The 19011-nt window shown below is 57.8% G+C and carries 1 protein-coding gene (cut by a window edge); it reads left to right on the top strand.

What is annotated here, in order from left to right:
- Positions 1 to 19011: the 5' portion of a leucine-rich repeat protein gene (locus SynRS9907_RS04455; protein WP_188021950.1), read on the top strand. It continues 21423 nt past the right edge of the window; the window shows 19011 of its 40434 coding nt (coding positions 1–19011); it begins with the start codon at positions 1 to 3; its stop codon lies beyond the right edge, outside the window.

A 19011-nucleotide genomic window follows, 5' to 3' on the forward strand; every position in this document is an offset into this window, starting at 1 on the left:
ATGACAGCTAGCCAACCGTCTCTCAGCACTCTGCAGAGCCGGTTGGCGGCGGCGGGGAGCCTCTCCTCTCAGTGGCTGCAGGCTCTGTGGACTGATCGACCTGAGGATGTCGAGCGGCTGATCTGCGAAGCCTTTGATCTCGATCCGGCAGATCAAACTCCCGGCGATTTGTTGCGTCAGCTCACGAATGGTGGTGCTGAGCAATTCGATCAGGTTCTCCTCAACGAGCTCCCCTCCACCTTGATTGAAGGTGGGCAGCTGCAATCTGCCCGCACTGTTGGCGGCTCAGTTGACCTCGAGCAAATCTTTCCTGGTCTTTCTTCTACAGCTGAAGAAGGTCAGCCGGCTGTTCTTGGTTTTGACCGTGTTTTTGAAGATCGCTTTTCCGGTTTTACCGCGGGCTGGGCAGGCGAGGGAGATGGCGATGGGGAGTTGCTCATCAGTCGGGCCTGGGGAGAGCACGCTCCGGTTGTCGATCTTGCCGAGATGTTGCTGGAGCAAGCCGGACACTGGTTGCAGGAGCGATTGGGTTTGCCGGAGCCCACGGGTGATGAAGGGAAAATTTTTGCCGAAGGTATTTTGCGTTTACAAGCCGGCCTTGTTCCGGTGGGCTCAGAGCGTGTTGTGCCTGAAGGCACTGTTGAGGCCCTGCGTCGGCGCGACGACCTTGGGTATTTGTTTGCGGACGGCACAGACACAACTGCCGTGCAGTCCCTGGAGCTAGGTGAACTCAGCGATCAATTTTTCGAACGCTTCACCCGGCTACTGGGTAATGGCGAGGTGCCGCTGCTTGATCTCAGCGCACGTGCGGCAGCCGCAGCGCAGCAGGCTTTTGGTTTCAATTCCGCCACTTCCACCGGCCTGATTGATGGCACGCCTTCGGTGGCTAGGGATTCTTACGCCAGCCGGGTTGCCGATGGTTCACGGGTTTATGCGCTGGATCAAAGTGTCGCGTTGACGAGCTACCTGATCGATGCTGATGCCGACCTGCTGCGGCTGATTCCCGAGGGTGTCTCGCAAAGCCAGTTGCCTGAGCCCGGTCAATGGGATCGGAACGATTTCGGTTTTCAGCTTGGTGCTCAGAACCAAACCAGCCTGTCGCAACCACTAGTGCTCAATCTCCAGCGCGTGGGTGACGGTTCAGGCGCTTCGGTGGAGATCACCAACGCTGATGGCGACGTCGTGCTGGGTGAGGGAGTGGAGCCTTCAGAGTCTCATCTCTATGCCGTTCCCTTCTGGGATGCTGTCGACCCAGGCGTGCTGCAGGGGTACAAACTTTTCGATAATGCAGAGGCGGCATTACAGCTGTTTCGTGCCCTAACGGCAGTTGATCCTGATCAGGACGCTATCAATCTCGCTGCTGATGCGGCCCTGAGCCTCAGCGCGATTGAAGGAGCTGATCCGGCATTGGCCGATCAGCTGGTGCTGGACGCCGATCGTCTGTACGGCCTCTGGGGCTGGCAGTCAGAAACCATTCGGGATCACTTGTTGATTCAGGAGATCTACGGCGTCACAGCGGAGAGCGAGCGAACTGAGGCCGATACCCCTTTCGGTGAAACCTCGCCAAGCGGCTTTATGGGCAGCTATGCGCTGTTGCAGGGGACTGGGTTGCTGATTCCCAGTGATAGCTCTCTGCCCGTTGCTGAAGACGACTTTTGGACCGAAGCCATGGTCCGGCCGGCGAGTTCCTATCCAATCCTTGGTCTGCAGGGCACCGACAATCTTGAGGGAATTCTCGATGACGCCAACCCTCTGGGGGTCGGCGTCATTCAGTACCTCACCAATGTCGGTCAGATCATGGCCGACCTCACGTCATCAATCACGCCTGGTCTTGCTGATGGCAGCCTTGCTCCTCTCAGTTTCACCGGAAACAGCCTAGGGGCTGCACTTGCCCAGCAGTTCGCCCTCACCGCTCTAGACCCTCTGGGCACCCTCGAGGGAATTGAGGCCAATTTGCTGAGGGGGCCGCTGGACTCTTTAGCCATGCCAGAAGGCGAGAGCATCAACCCCGAAAACTTGCTGAGCTTCTTGAGCGCCAGCGTCAACATTGCGCTGCTCGACGATTTGATCGGCGACTCTGGCGGGCTGCTTGACCAGGCCGCTGCTTTGGGTTCGGATTTGGTCGCCAGCATTCGTGGCTATGGCGAGGCTATTTCCAACCTCATCGATGCCGATGTTGATGGCATGAGTCTTCCTCTTTACCGGATGGTGGGTTTCCATGCTCCAGGCATTCAGGATTGGCAGTTCGAGTCCCTGACGAGGTCTTGGGATAGCCAACCGATCGCCGATGTCTCATATCAGTTGTCGATTGGCGATGTCGTTGCTCTCGCCGGTGATCTGCACCTTCCTGGTGAAGTCAGTTTCCGCGGTTTCGACCCCCTGCGTAATTCTCCACATCTGCCCGGAGATATCGATGGACTGGTCAGTGGCTTTGTCAATCTGCACAGCAACCTTGCATTCCATCCTGTCGGTTTAACCGCGTATTCCAATCTTGCAGAAGCGCCTGGCGAGCAGCTGATCCAGCTGATCGATAACCAGATCCCCTTGCAGCTGGAGTCTTTGGAGACCCCAGGTCTTGAGACCAATGGCATCCACAGGATCGGTGCTGTTCCTGCTGGAGATGAAGAGTCCCCCGCATCCCTGATGGATGGATTCGGGAGCTCTGCAGGCAACTTCGAAGACAGCGGCGATCTTCATTGGCTGCTGCATCGCCAGCGGATCCTCCATGTGATGGGGATGGTCGACGACTTTGTTGCCCTTTTGCGACGTCTGATGGAGGCGCCACCTCAAGACGAGGAGCGTGAAACCACTCACAACGCCAGTATTGACCTGGGTTCTCTCAACACCCAAACCGATCTACTACTCATTGAGAATCCCGCCTTGAGGGCCCACATAGGCGATGGCCGCATGTTGGACTTCACCCTCGCCGTTGGCACCCGTCTCCCAATCATCGCTGACGGTAGTTCCGTCCCACGTGGCTGGAACGAAGGGAGGCCCCAGTCGCTCTACCTCAAACCCTCTGAAGTTGGTAGCGATTTATTCGAGCTTTACGCCGGGATAGATGTCCGTGGTCTGCCGGTGGGCCGTCTCGATCTAGAGCCCGCGCTTGAAGATGTTCCCTACACCCAGCGTGATTTTCTCAACTCGGGTGAATTCCTTTTGCCCGAATCAGATCGGGACGAACTCAATCGATTAATCGATTCGATTGCATCGGGGAACCAATCCGTTTCTGACCTGCGGATCAGTGCCTCAACTGATCCTGAACCGCTCAGCACCAACCTCGCCAACTCCCTGATTCGGCGGGGGTACGAAGGCAGCAATCGAGGCCTGGCAGTGGCCCGTGCCGATTCGATGCGGAGCTATCTGGTTGACGCACTCGGGACTTTGCCCGACCTCGATGCCGACGAGATCCGCGAGCTTCTTCCACCCGTGCCTCGGCGTCCAGACGCCAACGCCGGAGATCGCAAATATCAAGATGAGATTTACACCCTGGCCTGGGAGCAGGGTTCAACCCCACGAGACCCCACAGCTCGCTTTGCTACAGCAACGTTCACCGTCCAAACCCTCCTTGAGGGATCAGGGACTCTTCTCACCAACTGGACGACCCGTGAACAGCAGCCCGGTGAGGCCGAAGGGCTGAAGCTGGATCTTGGCGATTTGCTCTGCCGCTTCACTGCCTCCTATGGGGTGCAGGACTTGCGCAGGGTGTTCAACCTGCTCTTTCCGGATAGCGACGATGACAGTGAGTTTTGGGAGGGGGCAACTGGCGAAGCAATAGCTGCTGGGCTGCTCCTTTGGGGATACGACAACGCTCTCCAATCGCAAGGTGATCGTGGAATGTTGACCCGCATTCTTGATCGCATTCCCAACAACCTGGAGGAGCAGTTCAAGGAGGCCCTTTCCAGCCGTCAAGAAACTGAGAAATTGCGTAGTGCTGTTCTCCCTGGCGTCGCCGGCGAGGTGTTGACGGCTCTTGGTGATCCTGCTGTGTCGCTGCTGCCGATCTGGCTCTCACCCGAGGATGGTTTTCGCTTTAACAGCATTGGCAACAGCATCACCAGCGCTGCTGCTCTCGTTGCCGCGCCAAGTGCAGTCGTTGATATCTACAACCTGTTTAAACGCACTGATTTCGACCTCGACCTCTGCGACCTGGTCTGTGCCATCGATTTGGTCGATGGGTTGCCTCCGCTCTTGGAGGATTCCAATTCCCGCGACATTCTTGCCACGTTGTTAACCAACAACGCAGCGCTGTCGGATTGGTTCTTTGAGCTGGACAAAGCTCCGAGTGATCGCATCCTGCGCCTCGATCCCAGCGCTTGGCCGATTCTCAACGCTTTTGATCACGACGAACTGCACCAGTGGCAACAGCTTGCAGATCTGAGCCCAAGGGTCTGGTCAGCGATTCGCCATTTTGATTTCGACAACTACGGGCTTCACATCCTTAGGGCGATCCGCGATGGAGATACCAATTCCTTAGCGGGCCTGACGAGCTGGGATCTTTCCACGCTGCACTGCGTGTTGGCTGGGCTCGTGATGCTCACTGATGTTGTTGCAGACCAGCTTGAAGGTGGTCTGCTCGATTCAGCTGACCTTGCATCCCTACTCAGTGAGTCGGAACGAGAGCGCTATGCCAGCACCCTCAGTAAACCGCTGCGTGATTTTCAGAACCAACTGCTCCAGTTGGGCCCAGTGCTACCCAACCAGCTGGTAGCGCGGCTCCAGGACCTGATTGACATCACCATCAACAACCCACTGGAGCTTGAGGGTGCTCATCGTGTTGACGTTCGAGGGACTCTCCCTGACATCGGTGACCTGCCGGCAACCCCAACCAACTATTGGTTGGAACTGGATTTCTCCGGTCTGAGCACAAGCGTTTCGCTGCCACTGCCGATCGATGCCCTTGTCTCTTCAGCCCTTGGGGTGAACCTTGTTGATCTGCCGGAGCTCAACACCAATCTCACCGCTGAATTGCAAGGCGGACTTCGCTTTGGCATTGATCTCGCGACAACCGTGCCATCCCAGGCCCTTTGGCTCGATACCAACGGCGACCTGGAGGCCTTTGATGGCACCCGGGCTGAACTGCTGGCCGACTTCCGCGCCGACTTGTCTATCGATCCAGCGAGCTTGCCGGATTGGTTGGATGGCATCGATCTCACTGATCTGGTGAGCCTTGATGGCGATGCCTACGTCGACTTGGTGAGCCTGGCGGATGATCCGCGTCTTCCTTCGGGAGTATTGCCTCTAGCCCAGGCCGGCCAATCGCTCGATATCCGTGGTGATGTCGACCTGAATTTGAGTTTCGCCAGCGGTGTCGATGCCCACGCAATGCTTGAGCGCTTCGGCCAGGCGATCAGCGATGAATTGTCCTCTCTTGGAGAGGATCTCGACCTTGGTTCACTCGGCGACTGTCCCGGTGCCTGGCTGGCATTTGTGGATCGGTTCATCGGTCTGGTGAGCACCCTTGCGGAACGGCTGGACCAGCTCCCAGCACTTCCGGCCTGGCTTCCCAATGAAGCCGAATCGTCTTACGGCAGCTTGGCGGCAGGGCTGCAAGTGGTGGCCAGCCAGATGGAGCGCTTCCGCTCTCAAGTGCTGGATGCAGAGAATTTTGTCGGCCTCGTCAACGACCTGTTTGCCGATGCAGGCCTCAGCTTGCGGCTGCGGCTGTTGGCGCAGCCTACCAATCCAGATCCGGAGTGCTGCGATCAGCCACCCATCGAGTTGGCTCCACCAACCCTTCTGCGCAGTTTGGATCTGGAAGCTGCGGACAGCACCATTGGTGCTGATGGAACCCTTCGTTTCACTCTGCCGGAAGGGTTGAGCGACGATGCCACCTTGGAGGTGATCCGCCTCGATGGCGCCACGCTTCGCAATGCCGACGGCAGCGCTATGGCGCCATTCCTCAATCGTGAGGCAACCGTCAGCGGCGACCAACAGCTGGATCTGACTCTGGTCGGCATTGATTTGACCACCAGCACTCTCCACCCGGGTCGTTTTGTGGTGTTGGTCGGCGACCAAGCGGTGATGCCCGAGCGGGTGAACTTCAAGAGCGGCAGCGATGACACGCTTGAGCTTCACTTGCCTGCTGGCACCTTGCGGAGCGGCCAGATCGGGCTCGTCAGCTATGTGCATCCCGGTGGCGAGCTTGAACTGAGTCGTGATGGCGAAAGCTGGGAGACGTTCGCGACCAGCGAAAGCTTCTCATTCAGCGCCGTGTCCCCGACGGCGGATCATCCCGCAGAGGTTCAACTGCGCTCTGGTGATCAGAACGTGAGCTTGAGGATTGCTGGAGACCCTGTGACCCTGCAGGCATTCCGCATTGCCTCTTTCGAAAGCGGTGGCTTTGGCCTCGGTGAGGCAGACCTCACAAGCCTGCAGCAACACGCTCGGGCCTTTGCGGCGGTTCCGAGTGCAATCCCTGTTGCACAGCAACGCATCCTGATCACGGCCTCCACTGATGATGAGGGCGTCTCCGATGCGCTGACCAACACGCTTGCGACGACCATTGATGCCCTCGCTTCTGCCCCGGAGGACAGCGAAGACGCGCTGTTGTACACCCTGCTTCAGCGGGCTCTGCGCGAATGGGAGCTCGGCGATGTACCTGGTGAAGCTGTCGGCGAACAAGGAGATTCTGCCAACCAGCTGCTGGCTCAGACCCGCGCTCTATCTGCACTTAAGGCTTTGCTGGCACCGGATGTCAGGGGCCTTACAAAGGAGGATCTCCAGGCCGCCATCGATCGTTTCCACCAGCCTGACGGCCAGGAACTGCCCGCTGCTCAGCTGATCCTTGGAGCCCCCGATGGCAGCGGTTTGCACCTGCGGCTTCTTCCTGAAAATGAGCCAGGCTCAACGGGAGATCCTGATCCTGAGCACCGTTTTGTGCAGGTGGATTTGGAGCTCACAGCTGAGCCTCCCGTGGAGTTGTTGGTGCGTCCCCCTGCACCGGAGGGTTGCGATCCGTCCTTGTACATCTACGAACTGAGCTTTGCCGATGGGGCCGAGCTTGAAGAGCGCTTTAGCTTGGATCGTGCTGATGTGACATCAGTGCTGGCTGGTGTCAGTGGCGAACTGGCCGAGGCCGTTGACGCCTCACTATCTCTGGTGGATGCCGATCTACAGGGATCGTTTGGTCTCAATGTCGACGTTGATGGTCGGTTGGTGTTTGGTTACGACGCCCGCAGCACCAGCACCGAAGAATTTCTCTACGTCGACACCATCGGCCTGGATCAGCCTCGATTGGATTGGCCTGATGGTGATTCTGCGTCTGGCCACACCCTCAGTTTCAGCGTCGGCGACACGCTCAATCCTCAGAATGCTGAAATTACCGCCCAATTGGAGCTGCAGCTTGAGGAACTGGTGCTGTCTGCCGGGGTTCCTGGTCTGACCGACCTCCACTCTTTGCAGCTGTCCGATCCTGAGTCAGTGCTGCGTCTCAACGCCGGCGCTGCAGTCGACATACACCAAGTTGATGTCGATGGTCAGGCATTGCCGGATTCTTTGGCACTGCTCTCCGATCCACAGCTCAGCACGGCACTGGGGCTGCGGCTTGATCTGGATCTTGATGAGCGGCCCCTGCTTGATCTGGTGACGGATTTGGCGGAATCCATTGGAGACGACCTGGCCGCTCAGGTTGATGTTCTCTTCGACCACATCGAACTGCCCACTGCAGCGCAATTGGGTTGTTGGCACACCTTGTTGCCCGCCATTGCAGATCTCATCGCTGAAGTGGGTGGTCGATTGCAGGCGGGTGAGGACCTGCTCAGTCGTCTACCTGCCTGGATGCCTGATCAACCTGCTTCGCTGCTGGGTGGCATCGGTGACGGCCTTGTCGAGATCAGCGATTCGATTCAGGCCTTCCAGGACACCTACTTGGAGCCAGCGGCGCTGGTGGCCCGGGTGAACGCTCTGTTCAGGGCTGCGGATCTGCCTTTTGAGCTGATGCACAGCGAGATAGGCGAAGAGGGCGAAGAGATGAGCAGGGAGCACCGCTGGGAGCTTGCCCCCACTGAAGAACTGCATCTCACCCGCCAGTTCTCACTTGACGCCGCTGGTTTTACCCAGGCATTGGCCGGCAATGGCAGCCAGGTCGGCACCGTGTTGGAAGACATCCTTGGGCTCACCCTTGGTGAGCTCACCGCCGACTTCGAGTTTGATCTGGCCGCTGCCGGCAGCGTCGCAATTGTGGAATCTTGCGAGCAAGGCATTCGCCTTGTCGACACCACTGCCAATCCAGAGCTTGCGGGCCTATGGCCGGCTTTCGATGAGCCCCACTTCTTCTCTTTCACCCTTCCAGGCGAAGCCACCCCCAGCCTGTCGGACCAGGAGCTGGCGATTGCCTCCGCCTTGCGTCTGAGCGAGGTCAGTTTCTCCACTCCTCTGCTAACCGATCAAGAGGGAGACCCCCGTGTCTATCTGCTCAGTGAGATCGGATCTGGAGATCCGGAGCAGACCTTTGGTCTTCGATTGGGGATGGGGCTGGATCTTTTTGACGATGCGCTGCCCGAGGCCTCTGTTTCGCTCGCGGATGCACCGGCACCCCAGCTTGAGGGTGGCACCACCCTCGACCTCAGCGAAACAGATCTCGTCACACTGGCATCCAAAGTTGGGGATGACATCCGTGCCGCCGGGTTGGCTCTGGCGGGCGAATTTGATGCGTTGCTGGAAGGTTTCGGTGATCTCTCCATACCGGAGTGCACCGCAGGTTGGTTGGCCTTTGTCGATGGCTTCGTCGACACCGTCGACCAAATCGCGCACCAGCTAGCGAATCAAGTTGACTCTCTTGAGAGTCGAGCTGCGACCCTCCCAGCCTGGGTGCCCACCAGCTGGCTCGCCGATGTCTCCAGCATCGCCGATCGTTTCGATGCCATCACCGATGACGTTGCTGCTTTCCGCGATCGCTGGCTCACCTCCGAAGGATTTGTCTCAAGCATTAACTCGATTTTCAGTGCGAATGATCTTGATGTTCATTTGAGTCTTCTTGCGCAGCCAACGGATCCTTCCACCACATGCTGCGATGAGGAGTATGAAGCACTGCCTCCCGAGGTGTTTCTCACCCGGGACGGTGATTTCGGATCTGAAGGAAATGATTCCTGGATCCAGGTTGAAGATGTCACACGTTATGCGTTCACCGCTGAAGCTGTTAACAGCGATGTGCGGCTCGACCTCTTCAGCAATGTGGCCGCTGAGGATGACCTCGCATGGGTGCTCAATCTCTCAGAGAACTTCTTTGGAATCTCCCGTGATCGTGGTCGAATCGAAGTTTCGATATCTGATCAAGATAATGCTCTAACCCTGCGTACTGGTGATGGCGCAGAGGTGCCGCAAACCTCAATTTGGTTGGAATGGGATGAGAGCCGTACCGGCTTTGGTCTTTACGACGCAGAGACGGAGGGGTCGCGTCTTGTTGCTGAGGTGGATGACTCAACCCAGCAGATCTCCATCGAGGCAACGGCCGAAAGTTTGCTGGATTCGCTAAGGGTCCGACTCAGCCAGGTGGATCCCTCAAACCCGCTTCGGACACTCGATGGCCAACCACTGGATGGTCTCTTTTATTTCAGTGTGACGGCCGACGACGGCTCAACCGGTGAAGCCATCAGTGGCTCTGGCCGGTTGCGTCTGTTTGCCGATTCAGATAAGGCAGAACAGCTTGAGTTCGTTCGTGAGACGGCTGGTGATATCACGATCGATCAACCGGATGTTGGCAGCCAGGTTGATTTTGCCAGCGGCCGTTATGAATTTGATCCACATCGTGCTGCCAAGATCGCTGCGGCCTGGGCCGAATTCACGAATGGAGAGAACGAAACCACTGGTCTTCAAGAGATCACCCTAATTGCCTCCACTGATGATCAGTCGATCAGTGCAGATCTGGAGCGTCGGATGGCCTCTGATCTCGTGGCGATGACCACGGGCAGTGCGAAAGCTGAAGCGATTGGAATGCTGCTCCAGCGAGCCGAATCCGAATGGGAACTCCTGGATGAAGAAGATTTGACCGATATCAATGAACACAATCTGCCTGAGGAAAGGTTTGAGCCAGCTGCGGCGCTTGAACGGGCGGAACTGCATGATGCAGCCAATATCACGCTTGCCAAACTCCGGCTCGGAGGCGCGTTAGAGGAGCTCGTTGATCAGAGGATCATCACCCCTGAACAGCTTGTTGATCTTGCCACTGGTCCAGCTGGGGCAACACAAGTCCCTGGGAAAAACTTTGAGCTGAACATTCGCATTTTGCCTGAGAATGATCCTAATAACCTTTACATGCCTGATGCGGAAGGTGGTGCTGTTGCGCCAGGTGATGCAAGGCTGAATGAGCCAATCAACCGCTTTGTTGCTGTTACTTTCCGCGGGGAGAATCCTGTTCAGGGCGGTTTAATTGTCAACCCACCCAGTCTCGATTGTCCTCCGGATCTCTACGTTTACCGCCTTGATTTTGGCGATGGTTTCAATAGCAGTGGATCAGCAAATCTGCGGCTTAATGATCTCATTGGTCTGTTAGGTGATAATCCCTTCCTCGAGGCCATTGGCTCTGTGGCCGATGACTACGAGGCGGAATTCTCTTATGCCTTTGGCATGAATGGCGGCTTGATCGCGGGCTATGACACCCGCACCGCCGACCTCGAAGACTTCTTCTACATCGACACCCGCGGAGTGTTGCCCTTTGCCCAATGGGTTGAAGGGCAGCCTTCGGACCTTTGGGGTTTCGACACCGCCCAGGACGGCTACGACCCCGGCTTTGCTGAAGCATTGCTTCGCCTGGATGCTGGCCTGGATCGGCTTCAGCGCCCCGATCGCTTCAAGCTCAATGGAGCAACGCTCCTGCCGGACTGGGTTAGTCAGAGCGGTGACGAACTCAGCTTCTCCCTCGCCGACTCCAACAATCCTCTTTCCCAGCTTCGGGTCTTCAGCGAAAGCAATGAGCGCCCATCGAGCCTGCTGCTCGAACTGGAGCCGGTCCAGGAGTCCAGCCATCTGTTTGTGCATGAAACAGATGGTGAAACAGGCGCATCGCCGTTGGAGGGGCCCATCACCCTGGCTCTCAGCCTCGACAGCAGCGATTCAGAAAACCCCGTCTACAAGGCCAATCTGCCTTCTGCACTGCGTCTAAGAGTAGACGCCGATCCAGGTGATGTGGCAGATGCCGATCTCCGTGCGACTGCCCTGGTGGAATTGCCCGACACCCGGGCTCTTCTGGGCTTGGAGGCGGCTTTGGCCTTCGAACTGTTCCATCCTGAGCTCACTGAGGCTGGTGATCAGGGCTTGGTGCCTGTCCAGGATGTTGAGGCTGCTGGATTTGCCGCTGGCTCCCTCAACCTTGATCTTGATCAGCTGCTCAGTTTCATTACGGCGGGAAACCCCCTGGGTTCCACGGCTGATGCGATTGCTGATGCTCTCAATGCGGTCACCAACGCCGTCGACGAAGCCCTTTGCGGTCTTGATGAAGGAGCGCTGACGCCCGCCAACTGGCTGGCCATGCTCACCGGTTTGGCTGATCGCATTGAGGATCTGAGCGATGCCCTCGTGGGCAATCTTGGCTCCGATCCGCTGATCAGCAGCGTGGCCGGAGCGCTGGGTTTCGATTTCGATGATGTTGCCGATGGCTTCATCACCGTGGCCAACACGGTGCGCAGCTTCACTGATGAAATTCTGCCTCCCGATGAGTGGGTCCTGCGCTTCAACCAGGCCATGGATCAGGCCGGGCTGGGCGATATCACGCTCAGTCTTGTGGAGCAGGCCAGCCCGGATGCTTTCGCTGGTGAGTGTCCCGAGCACGATCCGGCTGTGCGCACGCCCATGCTCTATCTGTTTGAGCTGGATTTCGGCGACGGATTGGATTGGAGCGTTGGTGATGACAACGCCAGCCTTACGTCTCTGATCGGTGAGTTCGCCGATATCAATTTTCCAGAAGGCATCTTTGATATCACGGGTGAATGGAGCCTCGGCATCGATGTTGATGCCCGACTTGGCTTTGGCTTTGATTTAGATGCCCGCGCGGCGGGTGAATTCTTCGTGCTGGACACGGAACCTGGTGAGACTGCCTTCAACCTGCCGGCAGCTCTTCAACCGGATGCTTTCGACGACCTCACTGCCAACGGCACTGAGTTGTTTGCCAGTGCCTGGTTGGATGTCAACAACCTGGAGATGACCCTTACAGGTTTACACGCCAGCAGCGAAGACGGTCAGTCTCTCCTGCAGGCCGGCCTGGCTGTGGGTTTGGATCTCCAACTACAGGATGGCAATGGCACCGATTACCTGCGCCCCGAACTTGTCCAGGCCGGCCAGGCGTCTGCTGGTGTCCTGAGTCTGGAGAGCGGTTTTGATGCTGACCTGGAGTTCAATCCGGGCTTGCTGCTGGAACTGGCGGAGCAGTTGGGTGACGAAGCCCTCAACATGTTTGGGCCTTTTGAGGATGCCTACGGCGCTGGATTGCAGGCCCTTGAAGATGCTGCTGATCTGCTCAATTGCAGCGGTTTTGGCATCCAGCAGGTGTTGTTCATCCTGTCTCAGCTGGAGCAAACGGTCGACAACTTGCAGAACGCCATCGAGGTAGGGATCGCCGATAACCCCTTGATGCAAACCTTCGCTCCCGATCTGGGGGCGGACATCAAACGTTTCACCAGCACGTTTGATACGGCGGAGCAGGCCTTGGCCGATTTGCGTGAGCTCGGTGAGCAGGTCCTGCCCTGGAATCTGATCCCCACTATCAACAGTGTGCTCCCGGAGTTTCTGAGCCTGGAGCTGAAGTTCCGGCCGATCTTTGATGCCTACTTCTGTGTCGCCAATCTCGACGACGAAGGCCTTAAGCAGGTGCGGCTTGATACTAGTGCTCGCTATACCAATGCGTTGGGTGGCCCAATTACCTACTTTATTCCTGATTTATTTGAACTGAATGGAGAAGATCGCACCACTCATATTTTCTTGGATTCTGGCGACACAATCAGGTTGCAGGAAGAATACCAACGTATCGATTTAGACCTTACTGAGGCAGAGAATCAATCTCTCGAGGTCTACACCGTTCTGCAACGTCTGGATCCATCCAGTGGTCATGAGCATCTGTTGATCATTCAAGGTCTCGATGGCCATGATCCTTCCGCGAGAATTAAGGATGAGAATGGTGGTGAGCTCAACTTTGAGTCTGAACACGATCTGGGTAACTTCGAGCGGCTCGGAGCTTCTGGTGATCGTCTTGCGAACTTGAAGGATTATCTCTCTGATGTTCGCTCCGACGCCACTCGTCTTGGCGAGTACGCCCCCGATTACTACCGCTTCGATCTCAAACTCGACGGACTATCCACCACCCTCAATCTCGATTTCGACACCAGCCTTGCCGGCATCCTTGAACTGAGCGGAGGTTTCGACCTCAACCTTTTCGCTGAAGGTGGGATTGGTTTTGCCTTTGACGCCAACGCCCCTGATCTTGGCTCCACGTTCCTGTTCGACAGCGCCGCTGGCACGGGTGAGGAGCTTGGTCATCTCCTGTCTGACGATATGGAGATGCTGCTGGGTGGCGATGAAGAGGGTGCTCCAGAGCTGGTCGTGGGCGCCAGTTTGGAAAGCACGCAAGATCTGGTGGGTCGCCTCGGCTTCCTCGAGCTGGCTGCCTCCAGCTCAGACACCAACGTTCTCGGTGTCGGCTCTGCTGCTGAAGGGGTTGCCCCTGAGATTGCTCCGGAGAACGACCCATTCCTGAGTGGAGCACTTTTGCTCGGGCTGGATCTATCGGTTCCAGGCAATGGAAATGGACTTCTACCGCTGACCGATTTAGATCAGCTCTCGCCCAGTTTTAGTGCCAAGGCAGGCTTCGAAATCGATCCCCAGATCACTGCGTCTCTTGGGGATGTGATTGGAATCGATGGTGAGATGCTCGTCGGCGGTTATGCAGAGTTTGAGCTTGAACCTGGGGCTGATGCTTCAGCTTCTGAACCCGCCGAATTCGGCTTTACGCCGTTTGTCTTCCGCCCTGGGGATATCAATCTCAATCTTGGCGATGAATTGGCCGCAACCAGTGGACCCTTCGCCAAGATTGCTCTCTTCCTCAACGACTATTTCCTCAATCCGCTCCAGCCTCTCGTGGAGCTGCTCGAGACCGAGTTCTCGATTGCCGGTCTCAATCTCATCGGAGACGGCAAGCTGCACAATCTCATTGATTTAGGTGTTGAGAACACCCCCAACGGCGCCGTTACCCAGTGGGTGACGCTCTACAAGGGCATTGATTCAGTTGTTGATGCTGTAGCTCGCCTACAGGATTCCGATGGCATCAGCATCCCCTCTTGGTTGTTCTTGGACAACGATCTGCACACGGTCGCTCTACGTGGTTCGAATGATGTTGCGGGGCCTGTTGCAGAAATATTCCGAACCAACGGAATTGAAAACGAAATCAGAGGCAGCTCCCCTGGCGCGGGCTCCCCTCAGGGTGTTCTGCAGGGTGCAGTCGACACCCTCAGCGGTGCCATGGGCAATGGCGGTGGCGTGGGTGTTAACACCGACGACTACAGCTCTCCCGATCTAGGGAAAACAGAAGTCACCTTCCCCTTCCTCGATTTTGCGTACACCTCCGAACGATTGATCAATCTCTTGCTGGGCACTGAACCGGCAAGCCGCTATGAGCTTGATCTGATTCGCCTGCAGATCCAGGGTTTCTCCACCAGCTGGAGTTTTGATCAGTCCATCGGACCGATCTATGCCCCTCCTCCGGTGAGTATCGAGGTGGGTGCTTCGATCACGCCGTATCTGCGCCCCACAATTCTTGGCTACGACCTCACCGGTCTGGCCGGCTTGATCGAAACCGGGGAGCTGATGGCCCTGGCCGACGGTTTCTATGTGCTCGATGACGAGCCCGGCAATTTGGTCAATGGCACCCAATACCCGGGCGCTGGTGCCGAAGTGCGTCTGGAAGTCAGTGGTGGCGTCAGTGTTGGCATCCCAGGCTTGAAGGTCCGCGGGGATGCACACATCCGCGGCAACCTTGAAATTGAACTGAATGATCCGAACGGTGACGGCCGTGTTCGTTTTCAGGAGCTCTTCGACAACTTCAATTACGAACCCCTCGCGATTTTCGATGCGTCCGTGCGGGTTGCCCTCGCGGCCTCGATTGGAGTTGAAGCAGGCTTTTCGCCCTTCTCGGCGTCATTCACGATCTACGAGACGCCTGAATTCGAGCTGTTCAGCGTCGATCGTCCCGGTGGTTCTCCCCCGAAGCCTTACTACGCCTCTGCCCCCGACGAAGCCTCAGTCCTGCTGCTGAATGTCGGGCCGCGTGCTGAAGAGCGCAACATCGACCCAAGTGATGGCGCTGAGTCGATGACGCTGCGCATGGATGGCGATGCCGTGGTGATCGAGGGGCCTGGAGCCCAAAGTGAGCAGTTCAATGGCATCCAGAAGATCAAGGGCGACACCGGAGATGGCAACGACGTCATCGACGCCGATGCGGTGAGTCGCAGCTTGGAGATGCGCGGCAATGACGGCGACGACACCCTCAAGGGCGGTGCAGCAAACGACCAGCTGCAGGGTGATGAGGGTGAGGATCTGTTGCAGGGCAATGAAGGTGCCGACAACCTGCTCGGTGGCGCCGGCAACGACACGCTCGAGGGTGGAGAAGGTAACGATCAGCTTGAGGGCCAGGACGGTGCCGATCTGCTTCGCGGTGATGCAGGAGACGACACCTTGCTTGGCGGTTTCGGCAACGACACGCTTGACGGCGGCGCTGGCGATGATGAGCTCGACGGTGGCCTGGGAGACGACACCCTGCAGGGTGGAGTTGGCGATGACACCCTTGCCGGCGATCAGGGTGACGATGTTCTTGAGGGCAACGACGGCAATGACCGGCTCGATGGTGGAGCTGGTGCCGACACCCTGAGCGGTGGCGATGGTGACGACACCCAGATCGGCGCTAGCGGCATTGATCAGCTCGACGGAGATTCCGGTGATGACGTGCTCATTGCCGGCACTATTGCCGGTGATGGCGCGTTGCCTCTCGATCAGTTCCGAAGCGGCGATTCCAGTGCTGTGCTCGGCTTCGACAGCGACACGTTGAGTGGTGGCGACGGCGATGACCTGTTGGTGGGCAATGCCGGTGCCAATCAGCTCAATGGCGATTCTGGCGACGACACAGTTGCTGCTGGTGCAGGGGATGACACCGTTGATGGCGGTGCTGGCGACGATCTGATCTTTGCCGAGGCCGGCGACGATCTGGTCCGGGGTGGAGACGATGACGACCGCGTTCATGCCGGTGAAGGACTGGACCAAGTCTTCGGTGATGCAGGTGACGACCAGCTCCATGGCGATGCAGGCAATGACAGTCTCGAGGGTGGTGATGGCAACGATCTGATCCATGGTGGAGCTGATGAAGATCTGCTCCGCGGTGGGTCGGGCAATGACAGTCTCGAGGGTGGTGATGGCAACGATCTGATCGAGGGTGGTGGCGGTGAGGACCTGCTCAGTGGTGGCCTGGGGAACGACCTGTTGGCGGGTGGCACAGGATTTGACGTTCTGAGGGGTGATGCAGGGAACGACACCCTTGAGGGTGACGAAGGCAGTGACCTACTCGAGGGCGGTAGTGGTTATGACCTTCTTTCTGGCGATGGCGGCGACGACACGCTGCGTGGTGGCACCGATCAGGACAGCCTGTTCGGTGGCACGGGTGACGACCTTCTGGAGGGCAACGATGGTGATGACGTGTTGCGTGGCGAGAGTGGCAACGACCTGCTGAAGGGCAATGCCAACAGCGACACCCTCGAAGGTGGTGGCGGTGACGACCGTCTCGAGGGTGGAGATGGCCAAGACCTGCTGATGGGCGGTGTCGACGATGACCATTTGCTAGGCGAGGCCGAGAACGATTGGTTGTTTGGCGATGAGGGAGATGATCTGCTGGAGGGTGGTGCTGGCGAGGATCGCCTGATCGCTGGTGCCGGGGTTGACCTGTTGCGTGGTGGTAGCGGCCATGATCAGCAAGAGGGAGGCAGCGGCAACGATGAGCTCTTTGGCGAGGAAGGTGACGACCAGCTCTCCGGTTCTGAAGGCGCCGACCAACTCTTCGGCGGCGAAGGTGCTGACCTGTTGATCGGTGGGTCCGGCAAGGACCAGCTGGTGGGTGAAGACGACGACGATTGGTTGTTTGGCGATCTTTATGACGAGAGCGAAGCACGTGCCGGCTTTGCCGCCCTCCTTGCCCACCGAGTCGGGAATGAGTTCCAGGATGCTGAGCCGTTCCAGCTCAACGAGATCTTCAGCAATGCGGGAGGGGATCACTTATCGATCGAACTGGTTGCTGGCCCTCAGCCGCCGGCCTTGCGCTGGTTGCAGGCACAACTCGGTGTAGAGCACTGGAGCCACCTTTCCGATGAGCAGTGGCAACTGCTGCGGCTGCTTGATGCCGATCCCGGGAACTCGGCCCTGAGCAGCCCTGTCAATGAAGACCGACTCCAGGGCGGTGGGGCCAACGACTGGCTGTTTGGCGGCAGCGGCCCCGACCTGCTGGAAGGCGGCGTTGAAAGCGACCTCCTGTTCGGCGGCACTGGCAACGATGTGCTTTACGGCTATCAGGCCACCATCAATTTGGAGCAGCAGTTCTCCGATGGCGATGACGCCCTGTACGGGGGGGATGGCAACGACGAACTCTGGGGTGGCATCGGCAACGATTTGCTCACCGGAGGTGAGGGCAACGACAAGCTGGTCGGCGACGATTCCGATGATCCGATTCTGCTGAGCCGCGCTCGGCCGGGACAGAACTATGCCGGCCTTGATGTGCTCGCAGGCGGCACCGGCAATGACACCGTCTTCGGAGCCTTGGGTGCAGATGTTCTGTTCGCAGGTGAAGGGCCGGAGCGCTCGGATCGGGGCGCAGATGCTGCTGACAGCTTTGCGTTGTTCGATCCTGATCAAGGGGATTTAAGTGCCGCGGCGTTTGAGTTCCTGCAGGGGCTCAACAACACGGCGACCAATGTTCGCTCCCTCGGTTTTGATCAACTGGTGGGTGGCATCGACAGCGACACGCTGGTTGGCCACCGTCTCCGCCCTGTTGGCGAAGCTGAGTTGTTGGCGTCGCTGAACGTTTGGAAGGAGCAAGACCTCGGCATTGATCTCAACGAAGACGGTGAGGTGGCAGATGGTTCGGTTGGTGACACCGCTGAGTTGCTGATCGATGGCTTGAGCGATCTGACCGATGACAACGGTTTCCGGCTTAGCGAAGGAGAAGAAGGCACCCGTGGTTTTGTGCTCAACCGTCGCAGCACGGACGGGGTGGTGTTTGAACTGGCCCCAGGGGCCGGCACGGACCTGGTGTGGAATTTCTATGCCGGCAGCCACGACGGCACCCGCCGTCGGCCGAATGATGGCACTGGTGCTGAAGCCGCGATCACCGGTGAGCTTTACACCCTCGACCTCAGTGTTAACGAGGTTGCGCTGGTGGATGGCGAGAGCGAGATGCGTTTTGCGCTCGATCTCAATCCAGTCGAAACTGATGTGATTTACCTCACAGCTGGCCTCAGCTTCGGATCGATCGATCTGGAGTGGCGCAGCTGGAGCATCCCCGATCTCACCCAGCAATTGGTGAGCGATTTGGGCGATGCCGAGGCCCTCAATTTGCTCGGTCAGTATCTGGGCCGTAATGCTGGAGACCTGCCAGACGAAGGTGTGGCGGGCAGCGGCATCGATGCTGTTTCTCTTAATTGGGATGCAATCCAGAATTACTTCGACACACCGGTTGACGACCGAGAAGAGCCCACTTCAGAGTTTTTCGCTGAAAACCAGCACGAACTCTGGATCGCTTTAAGCCAGAGCTACGCCCCCAACCAGCTGTTCAACAACAGTGTGGGCGTGATGTCGCTGATCGATCGCGACACCGATCAGGTTCTGGCCCGCTTCCTCAATGTCAGCGAGGACGCCATTGGTCGGCACAACATCGATGAACAGAACGTCCCTCCTGATCGGCTTGTGGCTGAACCAGGCAAAGCCGTGTTCTCCGCAAGCGAGCGGGTCACGGTGCCTGAGGGCATGGCCCGCGACCCCAATGGCGCCACG

It is taken from the genome of Synechococcus sp. RS9907 (assembly GCF_014279615.1).
Lineage (GTDB): Bacteria > Cyanobacteriota > Cyanobacteriia > PCC-6307 > Cyanobiaceae > Parasynechococcus.